Source organism: Chthoniobacterales bacterium, from assembly GCA_018883245.1.
Classification (GTDB): Bacteria; Verrucomicrobiota; Verrucomicrobiia; order Chthoniobacterales; family JACTMZ01; genus JACTMZ01.
In genome coordinates this window covers 1-2,092 of record VEQL01000080.1, presented here as the reverse complement: position 1 = coordinate 2,092, position 2,092 = coordinate 1, and the positions used below count along the sequence as shown (strand labels likewise).

Here is a 2,092-nt window from a genome sequence, read left to right as displayed (position 1 = left end):
CAGCAGTCACACCGAATCTCACCCGCCCAGGCGAGTGACCCAAGCCGCCGTGGCGAACATGGGGATGGGAGCCACGGCGGCCCTTGGGTCGGGCGAAACGTAAAACGGGGAGCAAAAGGGGCCACCCAAAGATTTCCGAATGATCCTCGCGACAAGCCCCTGTAGCGTCGGTCTACGACCGTCGACCTGTAGCGTCGGTCTATGACCGTCGACCTGTAGTCGCCATCACGAAAAGCCCCCTTCCTGTCGCCCCTGGCGCGGGAGCGCCCATCGAAAAATGAAAGGTAGGGATGGCTCGCCGCAGCCGTCCGACTTTCGCGGCGGAGCCGCCATGGTGTCCCGGAGACGGCGGCTGCGCGCCTGAAGTTTGGGTCCGCTCGGCGAGCCGCCCCTACCCGGGTTTTCACGAGGGGTGCTGCCGCACCAACGGCGCGGCGGCGCCCATCGAAAAAAGAAAGGTAGGGATGGCTCGCCGCAGCCGTCCGACTTCCGCGGCGCAGCCGCCATGGTGTCCCGGAGACGGCGCTACGCGCCTGAGGCTTGGGTCCGCTCGGCGAGCCGCTCCTACCACTTTTTCACGAGGGTGCTGCCGCACCGATGTTGGCGCGGCAGCGCCTGGTGGGGACGCGCGGCCCGCGTGTCCGGGTTTGCACGGATGGCGGACGATTTGAATTTCCCGGGCGAGCCCCGAGTTCCGCGATTCGGCGGACGACCGGGGCCGGAAAAAAATTTCTATTTTCCCCGCCGGTTCAAAAAGTGAATTGAGACCGAACAAAAGTTTACACCCTCCCGACTATGGTTTTTCCTAACCAAATATTTGACTTATCCTAAATGGAGTTGTTGATTTTTAATCCATGCGTGTTTTCCCCTTCTTGATCGCACTCGCCTGTGCCGTGGCTCCGGTGCTTGCCCAAATCGATTCCGGCGGCGGGGTTTCCGCGCTCGGGTCCGGTTCGAATCATTCCTCAATCGGTTCCCCCATGGCCACGGGCGGATCGGTCTCCGGCCTGATCGATATTCTCTACCCCACGCCCATCGTCGATCCTGCGGCGGACACGGATGGGAATGGATTTCCCGATGCATGGGAGATGGAAAATTTCGGCGCACTGGGTGTTGGCACCGCCGCCGATGCCGATGGCGACGGCACCACGAACATGATGGAATTCCTCGCGGGCACGAACCCCAAATCAGCCACCTCCGTGTTCCGCCCGGCCTCGCACATCGAGGCGGGCGATTTGATTTTGACCGTTCCGACTGTCGCGAACCGCCACTACCGCGTGTGGGGCACGGCCGACCTGAAGACCGGTTGGGGCTCCGTGCCGCTCGACACCATCGTCGGCGACGGCTCGATCGCCGAATGGTCCTACCAAATGAGCCAATCCCCGACCCGCCGCTTTTTCCTGAGGGTTGAACTGGTCATCCCGCAAGGCCGCTGAACCAAAAAAAATCCGCCATGAAAAAAAACACGCTCCGGGCCCTTCTGGCGCTGTTGGTCGCCGCGTTGCCTTTGTCGGCGCAAGTTCCCCGGCTTTTGGAATACGACGGGTATTTGGTGGAAGGAAACCAACCGGTCACCGGCCAACGCGCGATGGGCGTGAGGCTCTACTCCGCATCGACGAATGGCACGTTGCTTTATTCCGAAACCATCGGAACCGTCCAAGTCACGGCGGGGCAATTTTATTTCCAATATGGCGGCGCGGGAGCCGGAATTTTCCAGGCGCTCACCGGCAACCAGCACTGGCTGGCGCTCACCATCAACGGCACCGAGCAAACTCCGCGCGAGCGGTTGCTCTCCGTGCCATTCGCTTTGAAAAGCGCGGACGCCCAAGTCGCGGATGCGGATTTGCGCCAGGTCGCCGAGGCTGTCGGAAAAATCATCACCGCCTTCGGCGGAAACGCCTCGAGCCTTCTCACAAATCCCGCCGCCACCGTGGCCACCATCGAAAAACAGGCCGCGAACCTGCAGGAAATCAGCAAGCGCTTCCGCGTGATCTCCCTCTCGGGAAGCCTGGCCTTCGGTAGCTCCTCGGTCCTCCGCCCCCTCACGATCACCAACTCCGGCATCGATCGATTGACCGTCACCGGCATCTCC

At 62.0% G+C, this 2,092-nt stretch carries 2 protein-coding genes; both read left to right on the top strand.

What is annotated here, in order from left to right; translation table 11 throughout:
* The first annotated feature begins 854 nt into the window (after positions 1-854).
* Positions 855-1,436 carry a hypothetical protein gene (locus FGM15_13600; GenBank protein ID MBU3666892.1) on the top strand — a complete coding sequence of 194 codons (582 nt, stop codon included), beginning with the start codon at positions 855-857 and terminating at the stop codon, positions 1,434-1,436.
* 17 nt (positions 1,437-1,453) lie between these two features.
* Positions 1,454-2,092: hypothetical protein (locus FGM15_13595; GenBank protein MBU3666891.1), on the top strand; the 639-nt coding region annotated here is incomplete at its 3' end.

Coding starts and splice junctions, on each gene's coding strand:
- FGM15_13600 (MBU3666892.1), top strand. CDS start 855: ATGCGTGTTTTCCCCTTCTTGATCGCACTCGCCTGTGCCGTGGCTCCG.